The organism is Arenimonas metalli CF5-1, from assembly GCF_000747155.1.
GTDB lineage: Bacteria > Pseudomonadota > Gammaproteobacteria > Xanthomonadales > Xanthomonadaceae > Arenimonas > Arenimonas metalli.
Genome location: NZ_AVCK01000055.1, coordinates 45,812 through 67,932 on the forward strand (window position 1 = coordinate 45,812; position 22,121 = coordinate 67,932).

General features: G+C 68.0%; 17 protein-coding genes. 16 read left to right on the top strand and 1 reads right to left on the bottom strand.

All coding sequences use genetic code 11. The features are described 5' to 3' along the window. Positions 1-16: 16 nt before the first annotated feature. Both N787_RS11900 and maiA read left to right on the top strand, forming a co-directional pair. Positions 17-1,012 (top strand): fumarylacetoacetate hydrolase family protein, encoded by a 996-nt coding sequence (locus N787_RS11900; RefSeq protein ID WP_034214434.1) that lies wholly within the window; start codon positions 17-19, stop codon positions 1,010-1,012. Positions 1,013-1,185: 173 nt separating this feature from the next. Beyond that, a complete protein-coding gene (maiA, locus tag N787_RS11905) occupies positions 1,186-1,860 on the top strand; it encodes a maleylacetoacetate isomerase (protein WP_034214436.1) in 675 nt (224 codons plus the stop codon). Positions 1,861-1,908: 48 nt separating this feature from the next. On the opposite strand, the gene N787_RS11910 is transcribed toward maiA, so the two are convergent. Next, a complete protein-coding gene (locus tag N787_RS11910; protein ID WP_034214438.1) occupies positions 1,909-3,048 on the bottom strand; it encodes a PilT/PilU family type 4a pilus ATPase in 1,140 nt (379 codons plus the stop codon). Between the two features lie 94 nt (positions 3,049-3,142). Here N787_RS11910 and N787_RS11915 point away from each other — a divergent pair, with 94 nt between their 5' ends. The 14 genes from N787_RS11915 to N787_RS11980 all read left to right on the top strand — a co-directional run bounded on the left by N787_RS11915 (position 3,143) and on the right by N787_RS11980 (position 22,105). After that, positions 3,143-3,517 (top strand): DUF4398 domain-containing protein, encoded by a 375-nt coding sequence (locus N787_RS11915; protein ID WP_034214440.1) that lies wholly within the window; start codon positions 3,143-3,145, stop codon positions 3,515-3,517. Then, positions 3,517-4,473 carry an OmpA family protein gene (locus tag N787_RS15440; RefSeq protein WP_052575428.1) on the top strand — a complete coding sequence of 319 codons (957 nt, stop codon included), beginning with the start codon at positions 3,517-3,519 and terminating at the stop codon, positions 4,471-4,473. Before N787_RS11915 ends, N787_RS15440 begins: the two co-directional genes overlap by 1 nt. A 375-nt stretch (positions 4,474-4,848) precedes the next feature. Continuing rightward, positions 4,849-5,067 (top strand): HP1242/YdcH family protein, encoded by a 219-nt coding sequence (locus N787_RS11925; protein WP_034214442.1) that lies wholly within the window; start codon positions 4,849-4,851, stop codon positions 5,065-5,067. Positions 5,068-5,236: 169 nt separating this feature from the next. Further along, a complete protein-coding gene (locus tag N787_RS11930) occupies positions 5,237-6,607 on the top strand; it encodes a pyridoxal-phosphate dependent enzyme (RefSeq protein ID WP_034214843.1) in 1,371 nt (456 codons plus the stop codon). A gap of 101 nt (positions 6,608-6,708) precedes the next feature. Beyond that, the gene (locus N787_RS11935) at positions 6,709-7,869 is read left to right on the top strand and encodes a cystathionine gamma-synthase (protein ID WP_034214444.1); all 1,161 of its coding nucleotides are present in this window, start codon (positions 6,709-6,711) and stop codon (positions 7,867-7,869) included. Next, complete coding sequence (locus tag N787_RS11940) at positions 7,866-8,675, top strand: ABC transporter permease (protein ID WP_245594011.1); 810 nt, start codon at positions 7,866-7,868, stop codon at positions 8,673-8,675. Before N787_RS11935 ends, N787_RS11940 begins: the two co-directional genes overlap by 4 nt. Then, a complete protein-coding gene (locus N787_RS11945) occupies positions 8,672-9,910 on the top strand; it encodes an ABC transporter ATP-binding protein (RefSeq protein WP_034214446.1) in 1,239 nt (412 codons plus the stop codon). The genes N787_RS11940 and N787_RS11945 overlap by 4 nt, the downstream gene beginning before the upstream one ends. Beyond that, the gene (locus N787_RS11950; RefSeq protein ID WP_052575429.1) at positions 9,907-11,301 is read left to right on the top strand and encodes a glycosyltransferase family 4 protein; all 1,395 of its coding nucleotides are present in this window, start codon (positions 9,907-9,909) and stop codon (positions 11,299-11,301) included. Before N787_RS11945 ends, N787_RS11950 begins: the two co-directional genes overlap by 4 nt. After that, positions 11,298-12,965: a methyltransferase domain-containing protein gene (locus N787_RS14485; RefSeq protein WP_052575430.1), complete on the top strand. Its 1,668-nt coding sequence runs from the start codon at positions 11,298-11,300 to the stop codon at positions 12,963-12,965. The genes N787_RS11950 and N787_RS14485 overlap by 4 nt, the downstream gene beginning before the upstream one ends. Continuing rightward, positions 12,965-13,879, top strand: a complete 915-nt coding sequence (locus tag N787_RS11960; RefSeq protein WP_034214448.1) for a GDP-mannose 4,6-dehydratase — start codon at positions 12,965-12,967, stop codon at positions 13,877-13,879. The genes N787_RS14485 and N787_RS11960 overlap by 1 nt, the downstream gene beginning before the upstream one ends. After that, positions 13,876-14,847, top strand: coding sequence for a GDP-mannose 4,6-dehydratase (locus tag N787_RS11965; protein ID WP_034214450.1), 972 nt, complete (start codon positions 13,876-13,878; stop codon positions 14,845-14,847). Before N787_RS11960 ends, N787_RS11965 begins: the two co-directional genes overlap by 4 nt. Before the next feature lie 34 nt (positions 14,848-14,881). After that, on the top strand, positions 14,882-18,601 hold the full coding sequence (locus N787_RS11970; protein ID WP_084590790.1) for a glycosyltransferase: 3,720 nt from the start codon (positions 14,882-14,884) through the stop codon (positions 18,599-18,601). Further along, on the top strand, positions 18,585-21,401 hold the full coding sequence (locus N787_RS11975; protein WP_156969027.1) for a YfhO family protein: 2,817 nt from the start codon (positions 18,585-18,587) through the stop codon (positions 21,399-21,401). The genes N787_RS11970 and N787_RS11975 overlap by 17 nt, the downstream gene beginning before the upstream one ends. Then, entirely contained in the window at positions 21,398-22,105 is a 708-nt protein-coding gene (locus N787_RS11980; RefSeq protein WP_034214456.1) for a nucleotidyltransferase family protein, read from the top strand. Before N787_RS11975 ends, N787_RS11980 begins: the two co-directional genes overlap by 4 nt. The last annotated feature ends 16 nt before the right edge of the window (positions 22,106-22,121 follow it).

Genomic DNA, 22,121 nt, shown 5'->3' on the forward strand with positions numbered 1-22,121 from the left:
CAGGAATTGAACGAAGATGAAACTGGGTTCCCTCAAGGAAGGCGGCCGCGACGGCACGCTGGTGGTGGTGTCGAAGGACCTGGCGCGCGCGGTGCGCGTGCCCGGCATCGCGCCCACGCTGCAGCGCGCGCTGGAAGACTGGTCGAACGCCGCCCCGCGCCTCAACGGCGTGTACGAGGCGCTGGAAGGCAGCACCGCCGAAACCATCAACGGCGAGCCGGTGTTCGCGGTCGATTTCGCCGCGTTCGCGTCGCCGCTGCCGCGCGCCTATGAGTTCGTGGACGGCAGCGCCTACCTGCCGCACGTCGCCCGCGTCCGCAAGGCCCGCGGCGCCGAGGTGCCGGAGAGCTTCTACACCGATCCGCTGATGTACCAGGCGGTCAGCGCCGGCTTCTACGGCCCGCGCGACCCGGTGCTGGTGGCCGACGAGGCCTACGGCATCGACCTCGAGGCCGAGGTCGTGATCGTCACCGACGACGTGCCGCAGGGCGCGACGCCGGCCGAGGCCGCGGGCCACATCCAGCTCATCGGCCTGGTCAACGACGTCTCGCTGCGCAACCTGATCCCGGGCGAGCTGGCCAAGGGCTTCGGCTTCCTGCAGTCCAAGCCGCGCTCGGCGCTGAGCCCGGTGTTCGTGACCCCGGACGAGCTGGGCGAGGCCTGGCAGGGCAACAAGCTGCACCGGCCGCTGCTGACCCACATCAACGGCAAGTGGTTCGGCGCGCCCGAGGCGGGCGTGGACATGCAGTTCGACTTCAGCCAGCTGGTGGCGCACGCGGCCAAGACCCGCCCGCTGTCGGCCGGCACGATCGTCGGCTCGGGCACGGTGGCCAACGAGGACACCTCGCTGGGCGCCAGCTGCTTCGCCGAACAGCGCACGGTCGAGGCCCTGCGCGACGGCAAGCCCAGCACGCCCTTCATGTCCTTCGGCGACACGGTGCGCATCGAGATGCTGGACGCCGCCGGCGCCTCCATCTTCGGCGCCATCGAACAGCGCATCGCCAAGGCCTGACGCCTCAGAAAAAGGGGCCAGAGTAAATTACCGTTTCAAACGGTAATTTACTCTGACCCCTTTTTTAGAAGTCCCTCCTACAGGGTCTCCCACAACCGCCGGGGGCGGGGGTATGCTGAGGCCACAAGACCCGGCGCCAGCCGGGCCGCCGTAAACGGGAAGGGGACGGTCGCATGAGCGCGGGAAACATCCGGCTTTATTCGTACTGGCGTTCCAGCGCCGCCTACCGCGTGCGCATCGCGCTCAACCTCAAGGGCCTGCCCTTCGAGACCATGCCGGTGCACCTGCTGCAGGACGGCGGCCAGCAGCACACGCCCGAGTTCAACGACCTCAACCCGCAGGAGCTGGTGCCGGTGCTGATGCACGGCAACCGCATCCTGCGCCAGTCGATGTCCATCATCGAATACCTCGACGAGACCTGGCCGACCCCGCCGCTGATGCCCGCCACCGCGCGCGAGCGCCAGCGCGTGCGCGCGATCGCCCAGATGATCGCCTGCGACATCCACCCGCTGAACAACCTGCGGGTGCTGCAGTTCATGGACAAGACCTGGAACGTGCCGCAGGCCGAGCGCGACACCTGGACCCGACACTGGATCAAGGTCGGTCTCGACGCGGTGGAAGACACGCTCTGCGACAACCCGTCCACCGGCGATTTCTGCGACGGCGAGCAGCCGACCCTGGCCGACTGCTGCCTGGTGCCGCAGGTCTTCAATGCCGAGCGCTTCGGCGTGGACATGGCGCCCTACCGCACCATCCGCCGGATCGTGCAGAACTGCCTGGCCATGGATGAGTTCAAGGCCGCGCGGCCGGAAAACCAGCCGGACGCCCCGGCGCCGGGCGGCAACTAAGCGGGCAGGGAATCGCCGGGCGGCCAGCGGCCGCCCCGGCGGGCCGGCTCAGTAGCCGGCGGTGGCGTTCTCGCTGCCCGGGCCGCCGCCGCCGTACATGTCGGCGTACGGGTCGTGCTCGCCGGTCGCGCCTTCCGAAAGGCGGATCTTCAGGGCCAGGCCATCGCGCGAGTCGGCCTTGCGCAGCGCCTCCTCCAGCTCGACCTTGCCTTCCTTGTACATGCGGAACAGGGCCTGGTCGAAGGTCTGCATGCCGGCTTCGAGCGACTTGTCCATCGCGTCCTTGATCTCGTGCACCTCGCCGCGGCGGATGAGGTCGCGGATCATCGGCGTGTTGATCAGGATCTCGGCCGCCGGCAGGCGCTTGCCGTCCTTGCCGACCACCAGGCGCTGGCTGATGATCGCCTTGAGGTTCAGGGCGAGGTTCATCAGCACGTTCTTGTGGGCCGACTCCGGGAAGAAGTTCAGGATGCGGTCCAGGGTCTGGTCGGCGTTGTTCGAGTGCAGGGTGGCCATGCACAGGTGGCCGGTCTCGGCGAAGGCGATGGCCGATTCCATGGTCACGGCGTCGAGGATCTCGCCGATCAGGATCACGTCCGGCGCCTCGCGCATCGCGTTCTTGAGCGCGTTGTGGAAGGCGTGGGTGTCCAGGCCGACCTCGCGCTGGTTCACGATCGACTTCTTGTGCTTGTGCAGGAACTCGATCGGATCCTCGATGGTGAGGATGTGGCCGGTGTTGTTGGAGTTGCGGTGGTCGATCATGGCCGCGAGCGTGGTGGACTTGCCCGAGCCGGTGGAGCCGACGACCAGCACCAGGCCGCGCTGCTCCATCACGATGTCCTTGAGCACGGCCGGCAGCTTGAGCTGGTCGATGCTGGGGATCTCGGACTTGATGGCGCGGATGACCATGCCCACTTCGCCGCGCTGCTTGAACACGTTGACGCGGAAGCGCCCGGTGTCCTTCACGGCGATGGCCATGTTGTACTCGAGGTCGCGCTCGAACGCGGGCACCTGGCCCTCGTCCATCAGCGAATAGGCGATCTTCTTGACCATGCCGGCCGGCAGGCCGGTGTTGCCGAGGGGGTAGAGCTTGCCCTCGACCTTGATGTAGACGGGCGCGCCGGTGGTCAGGAACATGTCCGACGCGTTCTTTTCCGTCATCAGCTTCAGGAAATAGCCGATGTCCATGTGCGTATCCTTGGGTTCCCCGTTCCTAACCGTTGGGCGGGCCCCGGACGGCTACAATGGCCTGCGTCCCTTTGCCCACCTGCGAGATCGCCTTATGACATTATCCTCGCTAAAAATCCATCACGCGCTCGCGCTTCTGCTGCTTGCGTCAAGCTCCGGGGCCTTTGCCCAGGACAGCGCCGAACTGCTGGCCGCCGAAGCCGCCGTCGCCTCCGCCGAACGCGCCCAGCCGCGCGGCGACGCCGCCGCCCTGCTTGCCGACGCCCGGTCGCAGCTGCAGGCGGCCCGCGACGCGCACGTGCGCCGCAAGCGCCAGGACGCCCTGCACCTGGCCCAGGCGGCCGAGGCCACCGCCGACCTGGCGCGCGCCCGCGCCGCCCTCGACGCCGCCCGCGCCGACGTCGACAGCAAGTCGGCCCGCAATGCCGACCTGCGCCGCCGCCTGCTGGTCAACGGAGGACGCCGCTGATGCGCCCCTACCTGATCCCCTTGCTGCTGGCCGCCCTGCTGGCCGCGCCCGCCGCCGTCCAGGCCCAGTCCGCCGCCGAGCATGAGCAAGCCGTCGCGCGCCTGGTCGCCGAGCTGCGCGACCTCGAGTCCGATCCCTCGCTGGCCGACCTCGCCGGCCTGGAGCGGCTGAAGGCCCGCCAGGCCGTCGCCGCCGCCCAGGAGGCCAAGCGCCGCGACCGCGCCCACAGCGTGCGCATCGCCGGCCTGCGCATCGCCGCCGCCCGCGCCGCGGCCGAGGCCGACCTGCTGGCCGGCCAGTCGCAGCAGCTCGACCGCGAGCGCGACCAGATCATGATCGAGGCCAGCCAGCGCGAGGCCGAGCAGGCCCGGCGTGAGACCGAGCGCCTGCGCCTGCAGGGCCTGGCCCGCGAGGAAGCGATCCAGCGCGAACTCGAGGCCACCGCCGCCGCCCAGACCATCGCGCTGGAAGCCGCCGAAGCCGAGACCGCCCAGGCCCGCAAGCTGGCCCAGGCCCGCGCCCGGGAGGCCGAGCTGGCCCGCAAGGAGGCCGAGCTGGCCGCCGCGGTCGCCGGTGGCGACATCACCGATGCGCCGGCGCCGCCGTCGCGGCGCGAAGGGGGCCGCACCATCTACACGCTGGCCGGCAACGCCTTTGGCAGCGGCAGCGCCAGCCTCACGGCGTCGGCGCAGGCCAGCCTGCGCACGCTGGCGGCGTCGCTGCCCGCGGGCGGCGCGATCCGCATCGAGGGCCACACCGACAGCCAGGGCGCGGACGCGGCCAACCAGGCGCTGTCGAAGCGGCGCGCCGACGCCGTGCTGCGCGCGCTGCAGGACGCCGGCGTGTCCGCCGGCCGCCTCAGCGCCAGCGGCAAGGGCGAGGCCAGCCCGGTCGCCGACAACGCCAGCGCCGACGGCCGCGCACGCAACCGGCGGGTCGAGATCATCGTGGAATGACAGCAGGATCAATCACTTGGCGCATTCAGCGAAGTCTTCACTTCACTAAGTGATTGAATCCAAAGGCCCCGCCGCGGGTCCTGGAAGCCCCCGTTCATCGGGGGCTTTCCTCTTCAAGTCAATGGCTTATCGAAAGGCTTGCGACCCCGAAAACGGGGGAGTAGGTTCAAAGTCCCGACGGCGCCGCGTCGCCGGGATCACCGAGCCAGGCCGATGAAAGCAGACCTCGCCCCCGCCGAGCGCACGTCCACCCACGATGGGGTGCGTCGGTCGCTCGGGGGCGCCGCCCGCGAAAGCGACCTGACCTTTGTCTCATGCGCCACGCCTCGTCCTTCGCCGGCCGGGGCGTTCGCGTTTCTGGAGGAGGTCAATCCGATGTTTGAAGGGCAACCGCAAAGCGAACTTGATGCGCTCATGAAGAGCGACCCGGAATTCCGCCAGCTCTACCACCGGCACCGCGAGCTGGACAAGCAGGTGCTGGACGCCGAGCTGGGCGTGCTTCCGCTCGATGACACCACGCTGGGGCGCATGAAGAAGGAAAAGCTCAACGCCAAGGACCGGCTGACCCGCATGTTCGACACGCGACGACACTGAGTTCCCGCTGCGGCGGCGGCGGCCCACCTCGTCGGGTCGCCGCCGCCCGCATTTATCCGCTGGTTTCCGCCCGATGGCCCCGGAGCACGGCGTGCGGACAGGGGGCGGGCCGAGGGCCCGGGCTGCTAGAATCCCCGGCTGGCGCTCCCGCCGAATGCCCCTGATTCCCATGACGGTCCAGCACAGCGTCCTCCAACTGATCGGCGACACCCCGATCGTCAAGGCCCGTCACCTCGACGCCGGCCTTTGCGAGCTGTACCTCAAGCTCGAGTGCATGAACCCCGGTGGCTCGATCAAGGACCGCATCGGCCTGAAGATGATCGAGGCCGCCGAGAAGCGCGGCGACCTCCGCCCCGGCGCCACCCTGGTCGAGGGCACCGCCGGCAACACCGGCATCGGCCTGGCGCTGGTGGCCCAGCAGAAGGGCTACAAGCTGCTGCTGGTGGTCCCGGACAAGATGAGCCGGGAGAAGATCTTCAACCTGCGCGCCATGGGCGCCGAGGTCATCCTCACCCGCTCGGACGTGGCCAAGGGCCATCCCGAGTACTACCAGGACATGGCCGAGCGCATCGCCCGCGAAACCCCGGGCGGCTATTTCATCAACCAGTTCGGCAACCCCGACAACCCGGCGGCGCACGAGGAGGGCACCGGCCCCGAGATCTGGCGCCAGATGGACGGCGACATGGACGCCATCGTCTTCGGCTGCGGCAGCTCGGGCACGATGACCGGCCTCTCGCGCTTCTTCGCCCAGGCCGCGCCGCACGTCGAGCTGGTGCTGGCCGACCCGGTCGGCTCCATCCTAACCCAGTACATCAACGAGGGCGTGCTGAGCACCAAGTCGGGCAGCTGGCTGGTGGAAGGCATCGGCGAGGACTTCCTGCCGTCGATCTCCGACTTCACCCGCGTGAAGAAGGCCTACGCGATCACCGACAAGGAAAGCTTCCTGGCCGGCCGCGAGCTGCTGATGAAGGAAGGCGTGCTCGGCGGCAGCTCCAGCGGCACCCTGCTGGCCGCGGCGCTGAAGTACTGCAAGGAACAGACCACGCCCAAGAAGGTGGTGGTGTTCGTCTGCGACACCGGCAACAAGTACCTCTCGAAGATGTACAACGACTACTGGATGCTCGACAACGGCTTCCTCGAGCGCCCGGCCCACAACGACCTGCGCGACCTGATCCTGCGCCCCTATGCGCAGCGCGACACCGTCGTGGTGTCGCCGGCCGACACGCTGCAGGTGGCCTACCAGCGCATGAAGATGTACGACGTGTCCCAGCTGCCGGTAATGGAGGGCGACGCGATCGTCGGCATCGTCGACGAATCCGACGTGCTGATGCACGTGTTCGGCCGCGACGAGAAGTTCAAGGAGCCGGTGTCCACCGCGATGGTGCGCAAGCTCGACAAGCTGGACGTGACCTCGCCGATGGCGGCGCTGCTGCCGGTGTTCGACCGCGGCCACGTCGCGATCATCATGGACGAGCAGAGGTTCCTGGGCCTGATCACGCGCATCGACCTGCTGAACTACCTGCGCCGGCGGGCCCAGTGAGAACCTGAACAGAATCCGAGAGATTTTCCCGCCCCCGGGGAAAACGCTCTTTCCAACCTTAAAATCCCCGGCCGAACTTTCGGCCCAGAAGGCCCCCCGACATGAGCAACAAGCAAGGCCTCGGCACCCTGGCCATCCACGCCGGCCAGTCGCCTGATCCGAGCACCGGCGCCGTGATGACGCCGATCTACGCCACCTCGACCTATGTGCAGTCCAGCCCGGGCGTGCACCAGGGCTTCGAGTACTCGCGCAGCCACAACCCCACGCGCTTCGCCTACGAGGGCTGCGTGGCGGCGCTGGAGGGGGGCAGCAAGGGTTACGCGTTCGCCTCCGGCCTCGCGGCCACCTCCACCGTGCTCGAGCTGCTCGACAGCGGCGACCACGTGGTCTGCATGGACGACGTCTACGGCGGCACCTACCGCCTGTTCGAGCGCGTGCGCCGGCGCAGCGCCGGCCTCGACTTCAGCTTCGTCGACCTCGACGACATGGCGGCGCTGGAAGCCGCGGTGACGCCGAAGACGAAGCTGATCTGGTGCGAAACCCCGACCAACCCGATGCTCAAGCTGGTCGACATCGCCCGCCTGGCCGAATTCGCGCGCAAGCGCGGCATCTGGCTGGCGGTCGACAACACCTTCAGCTCGCCGATCCTGCAGCGCCCGCTGGCGCTCGGCGCGCACCTGGTGATGCACTCGGCCACCAAGTACCTCAACGGCCACTCCGACATGGTCGGCGGCATGGTGGTGGTCGGCGACGACGCCGGCCTCGCCGAGCGGATGACCTTCCTGCAGAACGCGGTGGGCGGCATCCAGGGTCCGTTCGACAGCTTCCTGGCGCTGCGCGGCCTCAAGACCCTGCACCTGCGGATGAAGGCGCACTGCGCCAACGCGATGGAGCTCGCGTCGTGGCTGGAAAAGCACCCCGCGATCGACAAGGTGATCTACCCGGGCCTGGCCTCGCATCCGCAGCACGCGCTGGCCAAGCGCCAGATGCAAGGCTTCGGCGGCATGATCTCGATCTACGTGAAGGGCGGCGGCGACGCCGCGCGCCAGTTCATGGAGCGCTGCAAGCTGTTCGCGCTGGCCGAGTCGCTCGGCGGCGTGGAAAGCCTGGTGAACCACCCGGCCATCATGACCCACGCCTCGGTGCCGCCGGAGCGCCGCGCGGCGCTGGGCATCGCCGACAACCTGGTGCGCCTGAGCGTGGGCGTCGAGGATGTGGCGGATTTGCGGGATGAGCTGGATGGTGCGTTGGGGTCTGAATGAAGCCCGTTTCCCAGTTGTTCGACATGTTGCGGGCGGGCTGGCAGTACCGCGGGTTCGTGGTGTCGTCCGTGGTCAATGATTTCCGGGTGCGCGTCGCGCGCAGCCGGCTCGGGACCGCGTGGATCGTGCTCCAGCCGCTCGCCCAGGTGCTGATCTTCGCGACCATCCTCTCCAGCGTGCTGGCCGCGAGGCTGGAGGGCGTGGACAATAAGTACGCGTATTCGGTGTACCTCATGTCGGGCATCCTTTGCTGGAGCCTGTTCGTCGAGATTGTGCAGCGTTGCATCACCGTGTTCATCGACAACGCGTCTCTGCTCCGCAAGATGCAGTTTCCGAGGATCACGCTGCCGGTCGTGGCGATCGGCTCGGCACTGGTCAGCAACGTCGCCTTGCTGGCCGTGATGCTGGTGATATTCCCCTTGCTTGGCTTCTACCCGAGCCTGGCTTGGGCCTGGCTGCCACTGCTGATGGTTCTCACCGTCGCGCTGGCGACGGGACTGGGACTGCTCCTGGGCACGCTGAATGTGTTCGCGCGCGACATCGGGCAGGTGATGGCGGTGGTGCTCCAGTTCTGGTTTTGGGTCACGCCGATCGTTTATCCGGTGGCCATCGTTCCGGAGGCCTTCAAGGTGACGTTGGTGGTGAACCCGGTGGCGCCGTTGGTCATGGCCTACCATGACGTCATCGTCTACGGGAAAGCGCCGGGCCCGGGACTCTGGGTGGTGGCCCTCACGGCGGTGGTATTGCTGGCGTTCTCGCTGCTGGTCTTCCGACGCGCATCCGCCGAATTGGTGGACGCGCTATGAGCCGGGAGGTCCTGGCCGTCGAGAACCTCGGCAAGGCTTATCTCGAATTCGACAGCGAGCTGCAGCGATTCGCGCGCTGGTTCGGCGTGCCCGTGAAGCCGCGCTCGGAACACTGGGTTCTCAGGCACGTCAGCTTCCGGCTGCAGGCGGGCGAGGCCATGGGTATCGTCGGCCAGAACGGGGCCGGCAAGAGCACCCTGCTCAAGCTCATCACCGGTACGACTCGCGCCAGCGAGGGCCTCGTCCGTTCGGGCGCCCGGATTTCCGCGCTGCTTGAGCTGGGATTGGGCTTCAATCCCGAGCTGAGCGGCCGCGAGAATGCCCGCCATGCCGGCGGCCTGATGGGAATCGCCGCCGAAGAGATCGAGCGATTGATGCCCGCCATCGAATCGTTCGCGGAAGTGGGGGAGTACTTCGACCAGCCGGTCCGCACTTATTCCAGCGGCATGCAGATGCGGGTGGCGTTCAGCGTGGCAACCGCCATCCGCCCCGACGTACTGATCGTCGACGAGGCGCTCGCCGTCGGCGACGCCTATTTCATCCACAAGAGTTTCCAGCGCATCCGCGAGTTCAGGGAGGCCGGGACTTCGCTGATCATCGTTTCCCACGACGCCAGCGCCATCCAGTCGCTCTGCGACCGCGCGATCCTGCTTGAGGGAGGCCAGATGATCCTGGACGGCGGCCCGCAGGAAGTCCTGGACTATTACAACGCGCTGATCGCCGAGAAGGAGAACCGCACGGTCCGGACGTCCCGCGTGGAATCGAGCGTAGCGACCGAGTCCGGCAGCGGCGAGGCCACGTTTGAGTCCCTGCAGCTGCTGGATGCCAACGGCACGCCGATCGAATTCATCGGGGTTGCCGATCCGGTGGTCCTGCGTGCCCGCGTCCGCGCGCACTCCGCCGTATCCCGGCTGGTGTTCGGCTACATGATCCGCGACCGCCTCGGCCAGCCCGTGTACGGCACCAACACCCACCATACCGACCAGGCGCTCACCGACCTGGCGGCCGGCGAAGTAGTCGAGTTCGACGTGCGCTTCAACGCCGAGTTTGGCCCGGGCAGCTACTCGATATCGGTGGCCCTTTCGAGCACCGAGACGCACCTGGTGAAGAATTACCAGTGGAAGGATCTCGCACTGGTCTTCACCGTCGCCAATGTCCGCCACCCGTTCTTCGTGGGCGTGGCGCATGTTCCGCCGCGCATCAGCGCCCAAGTGATCCGCCCGGCCGAACCATGAAAGATCCGTCGCGTCTGTGGGTAGCGTATGTCGAGCAGGCGTCCGAGGCCAGGCGGGCGCATGCCGAGATCAAGCGCATGCAGGAAAGCCGCAGCTGGCGCCTCACTGCCCCGTTGCGTTGGCTGGTCGCCAGGCTCCAGCCCGCCATGCCGCTGCGACCGAAGCTCCAGCCGCCCGGAATCCCCTCGGAGTTGACCTCTCCGCCCCCTTCGACGCTGCCGTCGTGCCTACCGCGCGGCCTGTCGGCGTCACGGGCGGACGCGCCAAGACTGCTGGTCGATGTCACGCAGCTGGCGCTCGAAGACCTCGGCGCCGGTGTGCAGCGGGTGACCCGCCGCGTGCTTCATGAGCTTTTGGCCGAGCCTCCACCGGACACTGCCATCGTGCCGGTCCGTCTGGCGGACGACGGCCGCCACTACGCCGCCTGGCCTTTCGTCGAGTCCATGTACGGCGTGGCCGTGGGTAGCCTCGGCGCCGAGCAGGTGATCGAACCACGGAGCGGCGACGCCTACCTGGGACTGGATTTCTGTCGCGAGCACAGCGTGGCGCTGGGCAAGGCGCTGGCGCCTTTGCGCGCCGCCGGCGCTCCGGTCGCGCTCGTCGTGCACGACCTGCTTCCACTCGATCATCCGGCGTGGTTCCCGGCCCCGGTAGCGGCGGACTTTGCCGACTGGCTGGCCGTGCTCGCGCTGAACGCGGACGTCGCACTTTGCATCTCCGAGGCGACCCGTCTCGCACTCGCAAGGCAACTCGCCGCCCGGGGCCTCGCCTTCCAAGGTCGATCAACCACCGTCCCGCTGGGCGCCGACGCGCTGGCGCCGCTGCAGGAAGTCGCCGCGCTGCGCCGGGCCACGGAGCCAAGGATGAAGCGCGTGCTGATGGTCGGAACCGTCGAGCCTCGCAAGGGCCACGCCGAGGTCCTCGATGCTGCCGACCGGCTCTGGGCAGAGGGCATGGATTTCGAGCTGGTAATCGTCGGGCACCGAGGCTGGCTGGTGGATGGGCTGAGTGATCGGATCAAGCGCCACCCGCTTTCGGGCCAGCGCCTGCACTGGATTGACGGCGTCGACGATGCCCAGCTCGCGCACCATTACGCCGGCGCGGACCTGCTGGTGATGGCCTCGCAGGGTGAAGGCTACGGGCTCCCCATCGGCGAGGCGGCACGCGCCGGCTGTCGGCTGCTGCTGCGGGATATCCCCGTGTTCCGCGAGGTCGCGGGCGAACATGCCGGCTATTTCGGCGCCAGCCGGTCGCTGCAGGCCGCGCTGCGGGATTTCGTGGCGATGGGCGGCGCTGCATTCCCTGATCCCCTGGCCCGCGCCTGGCCTTCCTGGTCCGAGTCTGCCCAGTCGATGGCCCGGGAAGTGATCGAGATCCGGAGGCGGGCATGACGCTGGACGTCGGCAAAGTGATCGCCGAGGTGAGAAGCGAACTCGCCCGTCGGATGGGTCGAGCGAGTGCCGCGGAACCGCGGGCGCCGGCCGACTTCGCCCGGACCTGGACCGGCTCACTGCCGCGCCTTGAGAACAAGGCCGAATATGCGCTCGAGGAGCTGCTGGCCTACTCGGACCGGGCGTTCGTGGAAGCGGCCTATGCCGCCATCCTCCGTCGGACCCCGGACCCCCAGGGGCTTGAAACCCACCTGGGCAAGCTGCGCCGAGGCGAGGCCAGCAAGGTCGAGATCCTTGCCCACCTGCGTTGGTCTCCCGAGGGCGAGGCGCGCGGCGTGCACGTGGACGGGTTGCTGGGCCCCTACAAGCTTCATTGCTGGCGAAGGAAACGCATCATCGGGCCACTGATCGGCTGGGCCCACGGGCTGCTCCGGTTGGGCTCCCTGCCTTCGCGGATGGCGTGGGCCGAGGCGGTGCAGGCGCGCGAAACGTCCGGGCTCGCCGCGCGGGTCGATGAGCTAGCGGCCCGCGTGTTCAGGCGGCTCGACGACATCGAGGAAGAGACGCGCCGCGTCGCTGCCGAACAGGCCCAGGCGAACGACGCCGTGCGGTCGGTGCTGGCGGAGCTGAAGGCGGAAGCCGGGGCCACTTCCGCGGCGGTCGCGGCCGGGCTTCGTCGGGGCGAGCAGCTCACCGCGGACCTTTCGGCAAGTGTCCTGGCGTTAACTGGCCGCGAACAGGAGCTCCGGACCAGCCTGGTGGAGCTCGCGGCGGATGCCGCCGCCCGACGTGAGTCGGTCGAGCGCCAGGCGCAGGCAGTGGCGGCGCTGCGCGAGCTGCTGGAGCAGCGCGAACAGGAGCTGCTGCGCCAGGGGCAGCAGCTCGGTCGCCTGGACGAGTTGGGCCATGCCACGGCCGAGCAACTGCGCCAGATGGTGGCCCTTGGCGAAGCCAATGAGCGCGACGCCTCGCGGCAGCAGCGTTCGCTCGACACCCTGTACGTCGAGTTCGAGGAGCAGTTCCGCGGCAGCCCCGAGCTGATCCGCGAGCGCGCGCTTCCCTATCTCGATTTCCTGCGTGAGGCCGAGGCCGGGGGTCTCTACACTCCGGTGCTGGACCTGGGCTGCGGCCGCGGAGACTGGCTGGACGTCCTGCGGGAGCACGGTTTCAATGCCCACGGCGTCGACAGCAACGAGGCCTTCGTCGGGATCTGCCGTGACCGCGGCCTCGACGTCACGACGGCCGACGTGATCAGCTACCTGCGGTCCCTGCCAGATGCCAGCCAGGGCGCGGTCACGGGCATGCACATCGCCGAGCACCTGCCGTTCGAGGTGCTGATCGAGCTGTTGGACCAATGCCATCGGGTGCTTTGCGTGGGCGGTCTGCTGGCGCTCGAGACCCCCAATCCGGAGAACCTTACCGTGGCAACACTCACTTTCTACATGGATCCCACCCATCGCAATCCCCTGCCGCCGGAGGCGTTGCGCTGGATGGTCCAGTCGCGCGGCTTCGAACGCGTGCACATCGAGCGCTGGACGGTGGCGCGCGACATGGGTGCGCCGCCGCTGCTGGCCGCGGACCTGCCGGGCGCGCCGTCCGTGAACGTGCTGTTGTCCCAGATGCACGCCGCGCCGGACTACGCGATCATCGCGAGGCGACTCTGATGGCCGGGAAACTGATCGTCACCGGCGGCTCGGGCTTCGTTGGCCGGCATGTTCGCGAGGCGTGTACTGCTCACGGCGCCCTGCCGGGCTGGGAATTCGTCGAGGCGCCGGCCGGCCTGGACATACGCGCCGCCGACCAACTCCGGGACTGGGTGGTCGCGGAGGCGCCTGACGCCGTGCTGCATCTGGCGGCCCAGAGCTTTGTTCCGCGCTCGTTCGAGGTCCCCCGGGAAACCCTTGAGATCAACTTGCTCGGGACGCTTGGCCTGCTGGAAGCCCTCAAGGCCGCGAAGTTCACCGGCCGCATGATCTATGTCAGCAGCGGCGACGTTTACGGGCGCGTCCCGGACGATGCGCTGCCCGTCGACGAGACACGCGTGCCCGAGCCCCGCAGCCCGTACGCGGTCAGCAAACTGGCCGCCGAGAGCCTGTGCCTGCAGTGGCATCGCACCGACGCGCTGGACGTGATGGTGGCGCGGCCCTTCAACCACATCGGCCCCGGGCAGGATGCGCGCTTCGTGGTCCCCGCGATGGCGCGCCAGGTCGTCGCGATCGCCGGGGGCAAGCAGGCGCCGGTGGTGGACGCGGGCGACATCGACACCACGCGCGACTTCACCGATGTCCGGGACATCGTTGCCGCCTATGGCGCCATGCTGGCCCGCGGCGCGCCGGGAGCTACCTACCTGGTCGGCAGCGGCATCGAGCGCCGGGTGCGCGACTTGCTCGCGACCATGTGCGCCCTCGAGGGCGTGGACCCGGAGATTCGCCAGGACGCAGCGCGCCTGCGGCCCGCCGAGCAGCGCCGCATGGCCGCCGACGCGGGCCTCCTCCGCCGGCATACCGGCTGGGCGCCGCGTATCGCCATCGAGACAACCCTCAAAGACATTCTGACGGACGCAAGGAAAATTTCATGAGCAACAAAAGTGCATTGATCACGGGAATCACCGGCCAGGACGGCGCCTACCTTTCCAAGCTGCTGCTGTCGAAGGGATACGACGTGTACGGCGTGCTCGCGCGTCGCAGTACCGACACCCTCTGGCGCCTGCGGGAAGTGGGCGTGCAGGACGACGTGCGGCTGATCGATGGCGACCTGACCGACCTGTCCTCGCTGATCCGCGCGATGGAGACGTCCAAGGCGGGCGAGGTCTACAACCTCGGGGCCCAGAGCTTCGTGGGCACCTCCTGGCAGCAACCGCTGCTCACCGCCCAGGTGGATGGCGTGGGTGCGCTGAACGTGCTCGAGGCGGTGCGGATCGTCAACAAGCAGGCCAGGTTCTACCAGGCCAGCACCAGCGAGATGTTTGGCCTCATCCAGGCCGAGATGCAGGACGAAACCACGCCCTTCTATCCCCGCAGCCCCTACGGCGTGGCGAAGCTGATGGCGCACTGGGCCACCGTGAACTACCGCGAGAGCTTCGGCATGCACGCGTCCAGCGGCATCCTGTTCAACCACGAATCGCCGCTGCGCGGCATCGAGTTCGTGACCCGCAAGGTCACCGACGCCGTGGCGCGTATCAAGCTCGGCCGTCAGAAGGAACTGCGACTCGGCAATATCGATTCCAAGCGCGATTGGGGCTTCGCAGGCGACTACGTCGAGGCCATGTGGCTGATGACCCAGCAACCCGCCGGCGACGACTACGTGGTTGCCACCGGTCTCACCACCACGGTGCGCGACATGTGCGAGATCGCCTTCGGCCACGTCGGCCTCAAGGCCGACGAACACCTGGTGATCGATCCGGCGTTCTTCCGGCCCGCCGAAGTGGACGTGCTGCTGGGCAACCCCGCCAAAGCCATGGCCAAGCTGGGCTGGAAGCCAAAGACGTCGCTCGAGCAGTTGATCACGATGATGGTGGACGCGGACATGCGCAGGTTGTCGGCCTGAGTAGGGCAGGGCAGTCCCGGGCCGGAAGGTGGACATGAGAGTCATCATCGATACACAGGCGTGCCAGACCGAGTCCCGTTTCCGCGGAATCGGTCGCTATTCGGCCGACCTGACGGCTGCTTTGCTGACCGAGCTGGGCGACGCCGAAACCCTGCTCGGCATCGATGGCACGTATCCGGACGCGGCTCGGGCCGTGGCGTCTGGGTTGGGCGCCGGCCTGCCTCGCCGGCGGCTCATGCGCTACTACTATCCGGGGCCTAGGCTTCCCCACGGCGACCCGGCCGATGGACTGCGGCCCATCGCCGAACACATCGTGCGCGCCGCCTACGCGTCCGTTTCCGCGGACGTGGTCCACGTCAACAGCCTGTTCGAGGGTTTCGTCGAGCACGCGGCGGGCCTGGGATCGCTGGCCGGGCTGCCGGGCGCAATCTCTTCGGCAACGCTGTATGACCTCATTCCCCTGAAATTCCCGGACCAGTACCTCGTCGACCCCGCCTACCGGGCCTGGTATGAGCGCAAGGTGGCCTGCCTGTCGGATTTCGACGTGCTGCTCTGCCTGTCGGAGGCGACCAAACGGGATGCCATCGAGCTCCTGGGGATTCCGGAAGCCAGGCTGAGCGTGATCCACGCGGGCGTCGCTGACCATTTCAAGCCCGCGACCGACCTGGCGGCCACTCGTGCCCGCGTGCGGCTGCGCTTCGGCATCCGCGGCCGGTTCGCGCTGTATACCGGCAACGATGACTACCGGAAGAACATCGAAGGCGCCGTGGTGGCCTTCGCCAAGGTGCCCAAGGCAGCGCGACGTGGCGTGCAGCTGGTACTGAACCAGGTCGGCGATCGCCATAAGCTCATGAAACTCGCAAGGTCCTGTGGCCTGTCCGCCGACGATGTGGTCATCACCGGGCGCGTTTCCGATAGCGACCTGATCGAGTTGCTCCAGTCCTGCGACGTATTCTTCTTCCCGTCGCTTTACGAGGGCTTTGGACTGCCCTTGCTCGAGGGCATGGCCTGCGGGGCGCCGGTGATCGCCGGCAACAATTCCAGCCTGCCCGAAGTGCTCGATCGCGCCGACTCGCTGTTCGACGCGAACTGCGCGTTGGATACCGCGCGGCTGCTGGAGAGGGTGCTGGTCGACGACGCCTTCAGCGACATGCTTCGAAGCGTCGGGCCGGCGAGGGCGGCCGCCTTCACGTGGCGCAAGTGCGCGCAGGCCAGCGTGCAGGCATGGACTGCGGCGCGCGCGAGACCTGCGGTGAAGGACGGGGCGATCGGCCCGGCCAGGCGCAGGATCGCCGTGGTGACACCGCTGCCGCCGGACCAGAGTGGCATCGCCGACTATGCCGCCGAGATCCTGCCGGCGCTCGCCGAGCACGCGGACGTGGAGGTGTTCACCACGGCGAACGTTCAGGCGCTGGGCGCGATACCCGTGCACCCGTGGACGGCGCTTCCGCAGCAGGCCGCCCGTTTCGACCAGGTGGTCTACCAGTTCGGGAATTCCCCTTTCCACGGGGGCATGGCGGACCTGATCAAGGACATCCCGGGCGTCGTGGTGCTGCACGACTTCTTCCTCAGCTCGATGTACTGGCACAAGCAGTGCCATGAAGGTTTTCCGGACGTCTTCCGCGCGGAGCTCGCGTCCGGCCACGGCCGGCGTGCCGTGCAGGTTCACGATGCCGGGGGCGAGGACAGGCGCGAGGCCCGGGAGCGCTACCCTGCCTGCCGGTCCGTGGTGGAGGGCGCCGACGCGGTGATCGTCCACTCGGCGCACTCGCTGGCGCTTTGTCGCGACTACTACCCCGGCATTCGTCGTGGCCCCTGGTCGGTACTGCCGATGCCCATCGCCGCGCGTGGCATGCCTGGCGACGATGCCTGGCGGGCGGCCCGGCAGCGTCTCGGGATCGGCGACGGCGAACTGTTGCTGGTTTCGTTCGGCTTCATGGCCGACACCAAGCTCAATCTTGAATTGCTCAAGGCGCTGCGCGCCGAAGGCTTCACAGGACGACGTCACATCCGGCTCGTGTTTGTTGGCCAGGCGGCCGGCGGAGCGTATGGCGAACGCGTCGCGAGCGAGATCGCCGACCATCCCCTGCGCGACCGCATCCGGATCACCGGTTTCGCGTCCGCCGAAAGCTACGCCGACTACCTGGCCGCCGCGGACATCGCGATCCAGCTGCGCACCGGCAGTCGCGGCGAGACGTCCAAGGCGGTGCTCGACTGCCTGGCCCACGGTTTGCCGCTGATCGTCAACACCCACGGGTCGTTCGCGGAGTTGCCCGACGATGTCGTGGTCAAGGTTCCTGACCAGTTTTCCGCGCCGGAGCTGACCGAAGCGCTGGCCGGACTGATCGTCGCCCCGTCGCGCCGCACCGAGCTTTCCAGCCGCGCCAAGCAACATGTGCTCGCGCATCACGCCCCGGGCCAGGTCGCCGTGGCCTACCTGGCGGCGATCGAGGCATCACTTGCGTCTCGTCGCGAGCGGACGGGGCAGGCTTTGGTGTCGCCCCTGGTCGACGGCCTGATCGCCGCGGGTGGCCGCGACGACGACCTCTTCGCCATTGAGCACGCCTTGGCGGAAACGGTTGAAGCCCAATCGCCTGGCCGTCTGCTGGTGGACTTGAGTGAAGTGGTGGCCAATGACTACGGCACCGGGATCCATCGCGTCGTGCGGAACCTGGCGCGCGAGCTCGCGCTCTGCGACTCCGCGCTCGCCGCGCCGGTGCGCCTCGTCGCGCACACGCCGGCCGGTGACCTGGTGTCGGCCGAAGCCTTCGGCGAGGCCCGCCTCGGGCTTCCCCGCAGCGCGGACGCCGAGTCCGGGTGGTGCACGGTCCAGGCGGGCGATGATTTCTTCATGCTCGATTCGGCCTGGGAGAATCCCGAGCGCTTCCTGCCGACCATCGCCCGGGTGCGCGCCAAGTCGGGCCGCAACATCGCCATGCTCTACGACCTGATCCCCCTGCGTTTCCCGCAGTACTGCGTCGATTTCATGCCCAAGGTGTTCGAGTACTGGCTGCGGTTCATCGTCAGGGAATGCGATGTGATCCTCTGCATTTCCCGCACGGTGGCCGATGACCTGGCGGCTTGGATAGCCTCGAACGGTGCCGAGCATCGCCCGGGGCTGGCGATCGGCCACAACCTGCTCGGCAGCGACCTCGACGGCGATGTCGCGATCGGAGCGTATCCGACCGGTCCCGGTCGTACCCAGTCCTTCCTCGAGTCGCCGGGACCCGTGACCCTGATGGTGGGCACGGTCGAGCCGCGCAAGCGCCACGACCTCGCGCTGGACGCGTTCGAAACGCTTTGGCGGGCCGGCTCCCGCCAGCGCTTGCTGATCGTGGGCAGGCCGGGCTGGAACGTGGATGCATTGATGCACCGGATCAATCACCACCCGGAGCTGGGCAAGCGCCTGCGCTGGCTCGAGGACGCCTCGGATGCCGAGCTCGCCCAGGCTTACGCGGGCGCGGAACGGGTGCTCATGGCGTCCGATGCGGAGGGATTTGGCCTGCCCATCATCGAAGCGGCGCGGCACGGTCGCCCGCTTCTCCTGTCGGGTATCGATGTCTTCCGCGAGATCGCCGGCGATGCCGCCGATTATTTCGCCGCCGGCGACGCCGCTGACCTGGCGCAGGCACTGGGCCGCGCGCCTAGACCGATGGATCTCCCGACCGATCGTTTCCCGGACTGGGCGAAGTGTGCGCACTCGTTCTTCGAAACGTTGGGTCGTGGCCGGTGGGATCATGTCCATGACGCTTGAGGCGCGAGAGGGCGTGCCCGTGCCCCCCGAGGCCAGTCGCGGCAATCGGCTGCCTGCATGGCTGATCCTGGTGGCCGGATTCGCGGCGTTCTTCGCCGCCTATTTCGCCCCGGTGACCGCCACGGGCGGCCTGCTGGCGCCGGGCGACGGCGCGTTCTTCTACCTTCCGTTCTTCTCGGCGCCGGTGGGTGAGACGTGGAACGACCTGATCCTGTCGGGATATGCCATTGCCACCGATATCCAGGCGCAGAACCTGTACCCGGTCCGATGGCTCAGCCCGACCTTCAACGTGATGGTCATCGTTGCCTACGTGGTTTGCGCCGTATCCACGTTTGGACTGGTGCTACAGCTCACGGGGTCGCGCGTGTCGGCGCTTTACGGCGCGGTGCTGGTGTCCAGCGGTGGCTTCATGGTCGGCCATATCGGCCACCTGAGCATCATTCATGCGGCGGCATGGGTGCCGGCGCTGCTGTGGTCGATCGCTGCAATGCGGCACGGCCCCGGGTGGCGCCCGGTGGCTGCGGGTGCGGCGTCGCTGGCCCTTTGCATCTACGGCGGGCACCCGCAGATTTCCATCATCGGCATCCTGCTGGCAGGGCTCTATGCGAGCAGCGAGCTGGCTGCCATCGCCGCCGCCAAAGGCGCGGCACCGGCGCGTGTCCTGTTCGCCAAGCTGGCCACGATGCTCCTGCTTGGCGTACTTCTGGCGTCCCCGGCCATCGTGGGGCTGGCCGTGTCGGCGTCCGACGGCGTGCGCGGCCAGTGGACCCAGCTCGACTTCAACTCCTTCAGCCATACCCTTTCGTCGCTGAGGATGGCGGTTTTCCCCAACTACTTTGGCGCGCAGCCGCAGGGTCCCTACGGTACTTACTCCGGTCCGTTCAACATCACCGAGCTTTCGATCTACATAGGCATCGCGCCGTGGTTCCTGGCGGTCGCCGCCATCGTGGGCTGGCGGCGTGACCGCCGCCATTTCTTCTGGCTTGGGGCCGCCGTGGTCAGCGGATTGCTGTGCCTGGGCACGATAACGCCCCTGGGCAACCTGCTTTACGAGCTTCCGGTGGTGGGGCAGTTCCGGGCCCAGGCCCGGTTCGGACTCTTGCTCGCCCTGTGCATGGCCGTGCTTGCCGGCCTGGGGCTCTCGGCGCTGCTGCGGGGCGAAGTTGCCCGGGCTCGCCGGATCACCGCCCTCGCCATCTCGGCAGTCCTTTCCGCGGGGGTGTTGCTGCTCTCGCTTGGCGACGACATCCATGCGCAGGCGGTGGCGGCGGCCGGCGACAGCGCGATCTATCGATTCCACCTGCCGCTGCTCCTGGTGGGCCTGTCGCTGGCTGCCTTCGCCTTCCTGCTGTACCGGCCGGGACATCTTTCGGCGATGGTGCTGCTGCTGGTACTGGTGTTGGACCTGGGTAGCTTCGGTTGGTACCACGACTGGCGATATCCGCCTTGGGGCGACGAGTTCCGCGATCGGCAGGAACTGACCCTGCGATTGCCCGACGCGATGCGCCGGGGCGACGGGCGCGTGCTGCCGATGGGTGCGCCGCGTTTCGTGCCGGGCCCGTTCGAGGCCAATGCGAACATGCTTTACGGCGTGCCGATGCCGGTTGGCTACGGTCCCCTGTTGAACCGGGATTACGCCGAACTAACCGGTGCGACGACCACCGGCGATTTCCCGCCGATGTCGGCGAACGCGCCGCTACTGGATGTGCTGGGCGTGCGCTGGCTCGCCGGCGATCCCGCGGAAGAAGGGCCGCTGCTGATCGGCCAGGGCTGCCCGGTCCAGCCTCGACCCATGGCCGTCACCGCCCGCGTTCCCGAGGGTCTCCAGTTCAATGCTTTTCGCCTCGTCACCCACATGAGCTGTTCGCAGTCGCTGTCCTCGGGTGCTCCCGTTGCGACCGTGTCCTGGCTGGCGCCGTCGGGGGAGCCGACCTTCGTCGCGACGTTCGAGGCCGGCACGCACACTGGCGAATGGGCCCTGGATCGTCCGGACGTCAAGGCTGCCGTGAAGCATGGCCGGCCGCCGGTTTACGAAAGCTTCGATGCCGGTGGCTTCCAGGGGCTTTGGTTCGAGGCTCTGTTCCGTGCACCCGAGGGCAGGGAGTTCCAGGGTGGCACGATTTCGCTGGAGATGACGCCGGCCGCCGGCGCGCCGATGCAGCTGCGTTTCATCGAGGTCTTCGACGCCGCCAGCCAATCCTGGCGCCGACTGCCGCTGACGCCGATGCTCGCGGACCGGGATGCCGGCACCCGACCTGTCGCGCCGGTGGAGGGTCTGCCGCCCATCGTCGAGCGCACTGGCTACCGGGGCCCGGCATGGCTTGCCTGCGAGGCCGTGGTGTTGCCCCGTAGCCAGCTTGCCGCGGCTCTCGTCGGCACCGCCGATGCGCTGCCCGGCGGTGGCTTCCAGCCCTATCGGCAAGTCCTGCTGGAGCAGGAATCGTCGCCAGGCAAGCCCGAGCTGGCGTGCAGCGAAGACCAGACGGTCGAAGTGCTGAAGCGACGCCCCGGGCGCTGGACGCTCCGGACGTCGGGCTCCGAACCCAGCATGCTGGTCGTGAGTTCGCGCTTCCTGCCGGGCTGGAGCGCAAGGCTCGATGGCCAGCCCGTCGACCTGGTTGCCGCCAATGGACTGGTACTGGGCGTGGCGGTTCCGGCGGGTGACCATGTCGTAAAGCTGGTCTATCGTCCGCCCTATTTCTATCTGACGCTGTCCCTGGTGCTCGCCGCCCTGCTGGCCGTCACCTTGCTGGCCCTGTCAGGCCGCGCAATCCATTCGAGATTCTGGAGAACACAATGAAACGAGCCGTCATCCTTGCCGGGGGAAGGGGCACCCGCCTTCGCCCCTACACCGTGGCCCTGCCCAAGCCGCTGATGCCGGTCGGTGAATACCCCATCCTGGAAGTGATCATCCGCCAGCTGCGCAAGGTCGGCTTCACGCGGATCACGCTGGCGGTCAACCACCAGGCGGACCTGTTCCGGGCTTTCTTCGGCGACGGCAGCAAGTGGGGTATCGAGATCGACTATTCGCTCGAGACCAAGGCGCTCAGCACGATGGGGCCGCTGAAGCTGATCCGGGACCTGCCCGAGCACTTCCTGGTGATGAATGGCGACATCCTCAGCGACGTGCCATACGGAGAGTTCCTGGATGCCCACATCGCGGCGGACAGGTTGTTCACCATCTCGGCATCGCAGCGCGAACAGCGCGTGGATTACGGCGTGCTGCGGGTGGACGCCGACAGGATCCTGTCCGGGTTCGAAGAGAAGCCGGTGATTCCCTTCCTGGTGAGCATGGGCATCTATGCCGTGTCGCGCCGCGTACTCGATGCGATCCCGGTGGATACGCCCTTCGGCTTCGACCACCTGGTGCTGGGCTACCTCCGCGATGGCCAGCAGGTGCATACGGTGGCGCACGATGGCTACTGGCTGGACATCGGTCGGCCGGACGACTACGAGCGCGCCGTGGACGACTGGCCGATGCTTGCCGAGCGGTTCGCGCTGTGATGGACGCCGTGATGAA